Here is a 6193-nt window from a genome sequence, read left to right as displayed (position 1 = left end):
CGGGTGAAACGGAACTCTCGACAAGCTCCACCTCACCCGGAGGTCCTCACCGTGTCAGGACTTCCGACGCGTTACCAACGTCCGTGGACAGAACATCTAGGGCACCGGCGGGTTGGCCGCGTACGCGAACACGAGGACCCCGGCGATCACCACGGCCGAGGCCACGGCAAGCTGCCGCCGGAGCACCTTGAACCATTCCTTGGTGATGTAGAAATTGGCGAAGGCGACCACCGTGCCCGCCGCCCGGGAAAGTTCCGCGGCGAGCCGGGCCGGATCGGCGCCCGGAGATCGGCGGGCCGCCTCATTGGCGTCGGCGAGCTGGGCATACAGATCCGGCACGCTGGTAGCCAATGATCCGAAAAGCTCTTCGGCGATGAATTCGAGTCGTTCCTTCAGCCCGTCGATCATCGCGGCCCGCAATCGATACCGCCGATCCCGCAGGCGTCCGAACCGGTCCGATAATTTTCGGCGCTCGACGGTGTCACCCTGCGCGCTGCGGCGTACCTGCTGATCGAAAATGTCCTTCTCGATGTCGGCCAGGGTCACCCATTCGGTGGTCAGGATCTGACTCGCCCGCAGGACCATGTAGCCGACCGCGGCCAGCGCGACGATCAGCCCGGCGAACGCGGCCACCAGGCGCGGCAGCTCCCCCCGGCCGAGCGAGCCGAGCCCGGTCAGCTGCAGGCCGGCCACCAGCACCGCACCCACCCCGGCAGCCGCGCTGACCAACCACCGCGTCGTGCCGCGCAGGGCCTCGGTGGCCGCGAGGTACGCATCCGCGGGAGCGGGGCTCACCGCGACAGTGTCCGCAGGGGCCGGATCCGGTGTCACCCGAGCCTCCGAAGGTCAGCGACGATGGGGTTGCAGCACGTCCGAATGTTCGGCGATGGCGCGCTCCAGGGTCCGCATCGGCTCGCCGGCGTGGGCTTCCTTCTCGCCGTGGCCGATGTTGTAGAGCACCCGACTCATGTTCTTGTTGATCAGGTATCCGACCAGGCGCTGGGTGACGGGGACGACGACACCGAGCATCTCGCCCGCGTGCGTCACGGCCAGGATCTCGCCCGCCTCACCGGCCTTCTCGATGGCGGCTGCGGACAGGTCACCGACTCGCAGACTGCGCGCCGGCGGCAGCTCGTCCTCAGGCTTCTCCATCAGGCCGGTCGACGCCAGCAGCATCGGTAGCGCCTGGTCGGGCAGTCCCCGACTTGCCGGGACCGGCGCCTCGGTCAGGGCTGCGTCCAACGTGCGCAGTGGCGCACCGTCGGCCAACGCCCGCTCGCCCTCGGTGACGCTCTGCAGAACTCGGGACCAGTTGTTCTCGATGACATGGGCGACCCAGTGGGGCGTGATCGGAATCAGCACCCCGACCAGCCGCCGGGTCCGCATGATGCCGACCAGTTCACCAGCGTGTGCACACCGTCTGAGGTCCTCACCGCGGAGGTTCCGGATGCTCACCATTCTCATGTCCACTCCTCCCGGGGAGCCGCTGTTCGTCCCAGCATAGGCCGCGTGTCGACGACTGTCGACGGTTGTCGACGACTGTCGACAGTCGGACGGTTCCGGAACCGCCCGGCCGAAGAGCCGATCCCCGCGATCGCCGGCACCGGTTCCGGCCGTGCGACACTGCCCGCACCCCACCGATGCATTTGTCAGGAGCCATGACCACCGTCGATCCCTATCGCGATCCGAGCTCAAGCGTCGAAGCGCGGACCGAGGACCTGCTGGGCCGGATGACGCTGGCCGAGAAGGTCGGTCAGATGCTCCAGCTCGACGCCCGCGGCGACCTCGAGGACGCCGTACGCACCCGGCTGTGCGGCTCGGTCCTGCACGCCTCCCCGCAGCGCATGCTGACGGCGATCGCCCTCTCCGCACAGAACCGTCTCGGCATTCCCCTGCTCGCCGCCGAGGACTGCATCCATGGGCACGCCTTCTGGCCCGGTGCAACGGTGTTCGGCACCCAGCTCGCCCTGGCCGCGACCTGGGACCCCGCCCTGGTCGAACAGGTCGCCCGGGTCACCGCCGTCGAGGCCACCGCCACCGGCATCCACTGGACCTTCTCGCCGGTGCTGTGCATCGCCCGCGACCTGCGGTGGGGGCGAGTGAACGAGACCTTCGGCGAGGACCCCCACCTGATCGGCGAGCTGGGATCCGCGATGGTCCGCGGCTACCAGGGCACCGGGCCGGACGATCCGACCGCGATCCTCGCGTCCGCCAAACACTTCGCCGGCTACTCCGAAACCCAGGGCGGCCGGGACGCCAGCGAGGCCGACCTCAGCCCCCGCAAACTGCGCGCCTGGTTCCTGCCGCCGTTCGAACGGGTGGCCCGCGAGGGCTGCCGCACCTTCATGCTCGGCTACCAGTCGATCGACGGCGTGCCGATCACCGCGAACACCTGGCTGCTCAACGACGTGCTGCGCGGCGAGTGGGGCTTCACCGGCACCCTGGTCACCGACTGGGACAACGTCGGGCGGATGGTGTGGGAACAGCGGGTCTGCGCCGACCACGTCGAGGCCGCGGCCGTCGCCGTCCGCGCCGGCAACGACCTGATCATGACCACCCCCGCGTTCTTCGAGGGTGCCCAGGCTGCGGTGCGGCGCGGCCTGCTGGCGGAAACCGACATCGATGCCGCCGTACGCCGAATCCTGCGGTTGAAGTTCTCCCTCGGCCTGTTCGAGAACCCGCGGGCCCCCGACGCCGAACGGCAAGCGGCCGTCATCGGGCACCCCCGGCACGCCGCGCTGAACCTCGACGTGGCCCGCCGCTCGCTGGTGCTGCTCACCAACGACGGCACCTTGCCACTGCCCACCAACGCCACCAAGACAGTCGCGGTCATCGGTCCGAACGCCGACGACCCGCACGCCCAGCTCGGTGACTGGGCCGGCGCATCAGGCCAGATCGACTGGCTGCCGGACGGCCAACCCCGGCACCTCACCGAGACCGTCCTGGACGGCTTCCGGTCGGTCGCCCCGACGAACTGGACCATCACGTACGCCCGTGGCGCCGACATCGAGCAACTCGTCGCAGACCCCGCGGGCAGCCACTACGCCGACGGACAGCCCCGACCCCCGATCACCCGGACGGTGGCGCCCGACCCCGTACTGATCGCCGAAGCAGTCGCGGCCGCCCACGCCGCCGACTACGCCATCGTCGTCGTGGGTGACACCGTCGCACTGACCGGCGAAAGCAAGTCGACGGCCACGCTGGAGCTCCAGGGCGGCCAGCTCGCCCTGCTCGACGCCCTCGCCGAGACCGGCACACCCACCATCGTGGTCCTGCTGAACTCGAAACCGGCGGTGTTGCCCCCGTCCGCACTCCAGGCAAACGCCCTCGTGCAGGCGTTCAACCCGGGCATGCGCGGCGGCCGGGCCATCGCCGAACTGGTGCTCGGCCACATCGAGCCGACCGGCCGGATGCCACTCTCGGCCGCCCGGCACGTCGGCCAGCAGCCGGTCTACTACAACCAGCTCCGCGGGCAGCACGGCGACCGCTACGCCGACCTCACCCAGGACCCGCTGTTCGCGTTCGGCGAAGGCCTGAGTTACACCACCATCGAGTACGCCGACCTGCACATCGCCCAGCCCGAGGTGCGTGCGGACCAGCGGATCCGAGCGACCGTACGCCTCACGAACACCGGCCACCGGCCCGCCCTCGAAACCGTCCAGGCGTACGTCAGCGACCTGGTCACCAGCGTCACCTGGGCAGACCGGGAACTGAAGGCCTACCGGCAGATCGAGGTGCCGCCGGGCGACAGCGTCACCGTGTCCATCGACCTGGCCGCCGCCGACTGCTCCCTGGTCACCGCGGACGGGCGGCGCGTCGTGGAGCCCGGCGAATTCGCCCTGCTCGTCGGCCCGAACTCACGAACGCGCAATCTCCTGCAGGCCCGATTCCGGATCTCCTGACACCATCAGCGGTGTGTTGACGCCACCCGACGACCTACCCACCTCGGTCCTGCACGCCGCATTCGGGCTGGACCACCTCGAATACCAGCCGGTCGGCTGGGGCAGCCACCACTGGACAGCCGGCGACCGCTGGTTCCTCACCGTGGACGACCTGGAGGTCAAACGGCAACACGCCGGCGAAGAGCTCGACGTCCCGTACGCACGGCTGCGCCGGACCCTCGACGCGGTGACCGCCCTCGACCTACCGTTCGCCGTCACCCCCGTCCGGCCGCTGGTCCGAGTCACCCCGCGGTACGCCGCCGCGCTGTATCCCTCCATCAGCGGGCAGAGTTTCTCGTGGGGTGCATACCCGAGCGAGGAGCACCGGGACGCCGTACGCACAATGCTGGGATCTTTGCACTCGGCACCGCAAGCGGACCTGGCCGCTGACGACTTCACGATCCCCCACCGGGACGCGCTCACCGCAGAGCCCGCCGCAGCCGGGCCCTACTCCGCGCGAGTCGCCGCCCTGCTCGCCGACCACGCCGCACCGATCCAGCGACTGCTGGCCCGCTACGACTCGCTGGTATCCACTGTGGACCGCTCCGGGTTCGTGCCAACCCACGGCGAACCCCATCCCGGCAACACCATGCGCACCGCCGACGGCTGGAAGCTGATCGACTGGGACACGGCGCTGCTCGCCCCGCCCGAACGCGACCTGTGGCTCCTCGGCGGCGACCCCGCGGACTACACCGCCGCAACCGGCATCGAGGTCCGCCCCGAACTGCTGGAGCTCTACCGGAGCCGCTGGCTGATCGCCGACGTGTGCGTGGACGCGGACCGATTTCGGCGACCGCACACCGGCACCGCCGAAGACGACGAGGCCTGGCTGCTGCTGCAAGCCAACGTCGAACAGATGCGGATATCCGCACCTTGATCGGTCGCGGTTTGCGGTGCGCCGTATCGTTCTACGGCTTTCGTCCGTTGTGCGTTATCGTGCCGACGGACCACCGGACGATCGAGGGAGCCCGATGCCCGCACACCTGTCCCGCCGCACCGCCCTCGGCCTGGGCGCCGCCGCAGCAGCGGCCGCAGGCATGAGCAAGCCGGCCGCGGCGGCCACCCCCGACCCCGGCACCGGTTCCGGTTCCTTCTCCGGCACGATCTCCGACAAGTACGCCGAACAGAAGGCCAAGGCAGGCGGCACCTGGCACTCCCACATCGCCGCCGTCGACCCCGCCGGCCAACTCCAGCCGATCGTCGAGGACGACGCCGACCACGTCACCGAGGGCTACAGCGTCCAGAAACTCGCCGTCGCCACCGCCGTCCTCGACAAGATCGACCGCGGCGCCCTCACCCTCGGCACCACACTCGACCTGAACAAAGACATCATCCTCGACGGTTCCGGGATCTACTTCCTGCACACCGTCTGGGGCGACCAGATCACCGTCGCCAACGTCCTCACCGCCATGCTCCTGATGTCCGACAACACCGCCGTGCGCATGTGCGGCCGCGTCGTACCCGCCGCCGACATCAACGACATCCTCGCGGCCAAAGGCTTCACCCACACCCGCGTCGAACCCGTCGACGACCCGCACCGCTTCTTCCTCGGCACCACCACACCCCGCGAAACGCACGACCTCCTGTGGCGCCTCGCCACCGGAACCCTGCTGTCCCCGGATTCCTGCCGCTTCCTGCTCAGCATCACCCGCTGGATCAACGGCTACCACGACGGCATCCGCCGGACCATGTCCTCCGCGGAACGCAGCCGCATCGCCACGAAATACGGCGCCGACTCCAACGAGCTCGGCGCCTCTCGCCACGAGGCCGGCATCATGTTCGACACCAACGGCAACCCCAAGCTCACGTACGCCCTCTTCGCCGAAGGCCTCCCCGACCCCGACAACTACGGGGCGACCCACCCGGCGGTCGAGGCGCATGCGGTGCTCGGGCGTACGCTCCTCGACAGCCTCTAGGACGCACCCTAAGCGCACGCGGTGCAGCAGCGGGCGAACGGCCGGGCAGCAAGCCGCGCTTCGGGAATCGACTGCCCGCAGCCCTCGCAGACGCCGTAGGTGCCTGCGTCCATCCGGCGCAGCGCGTCGTCGACCTCGGCAACCCGCTCCCGCGCGGCGGCCAGCAACGCCGTCAGCTGGGCCCGTTCAAACCCGATGGTCGCGCCCTCCGGGTCGTGTTCATCGTCGGCGTTCGCATCCCGCGAAGCCACGAACAGCGATTCCAGATCTTGCGCCAACGTCATCGCCTGAGCCTCGGCACTGGCACGCAGCCGCACTAGGTCGTCCCGGAGCATT

The 6193-nt window shown here is 69.6% G+C and carries 6 protein-coding genes; 3 read left to right on the top strand and 3 right to left on the bottom strand.

All coding sequences use genetic code 11. From position 1 onward, the window contains the following. Window positions 1–96: 96 nt before the first annotated feature. Both ACIA1L_RS27570 and ACIA1L_RS27565 read right to left on the bottom strand, forming a co-directional pair. Complete coding sequence (locus tag ACIA1L_RS27570) at window positions 97–795, bottom strand: hypothetical protein (RefSeq protein WP_396075877.1); 699 nt, start codon at window positions 793–795, stop codon at window positions 97–99. Window positions 796–846: 51 nt separating this feature from the next. Then, on the bottom strand, window positions 847–1464 hold the full coding sequence (locus ACIA1L_RS27565) for a hypothetical protein (protein ID WP_396075876.1): 618 nt from the start codon (window positions 1462–1464) through the stop codon (window positions 847–849). A 194-nt stretch (window positions 1465–1658) separates the two neighbouring features. On the opposite strand from ACIA1L_RS27565, the gene ACIA1L_RS27560 reads away from it, so the two are divergent. From ACIA1L_RS27560 to ACIA1L_RS27550, 3 genes are all read left to right on the top strand, one after another. Continuing rightward, a complete protein-coding gene (locus ACIA1L_RS27560) occupies window positions 1659–3902 on the top strand; it encodes a glycoside hydrolase family 3 N-terminal domain-containing protein (RefSeq protein WP_396075875.1) in 2244 nt (747 codons plus the stop codon). 13 nt (window positions 3903–3915) lie between these two features. Next, window positions 3916–4818: a phosphotransferase gene (locus tag ACIA1L_RS27555; protein WP_396075874.1), complete on the top strand. Its 903-nt coding sequence runs from the start codon at window positions 3916–3918 to the stop codon at window positions 4816–4818. A 94-nt stretch (window positions 4819–4912) separates the two neighbouring features. Beyond that, complete coding sequence (locus ACIA1L_RS27550; RefSeq protein WP_396075873.1) at window positions 4913–5857, top strand: serine hydrolase; 945 nt, start codon at window positions 4913–4915, stop codon at window positions 5855–5857. Window positions 5858–5865: 8 nt separating this feature from the next. On the opposite strand, the gene ACIA1L_RS27545 is transcribed toward ACIA1L_RS27550, so the two are convergent. Further along, on the bottom strand, window positions 5866–6192 hold the full coding sequence (locus tag ACIA1L_RS27545; RefSeq protein WP_396075872.1) for a TraR/DksA family transcriptional regulator: 327 nt from the start codon (window positions 6190–6192) through the stop codon (window positions 5866–5868). Window position 6193 lies beyond the last annotated feature (1 nt).

It is taken from the genome of Actinoplanes sp. NPDC051859, from assembly GCF_044452725.1.
In the GTDB taxonomy this organism is placed as follows: Bacteria; Actinomycetota; Actinomycetes; order Mycobacteriales; family Micromonosporaceae; genus Actinoplanes.
Note: the sequence above shows the minus strand (reverse complement) of the source record. Positions and strands in the feature narration are given on the sequence as shown.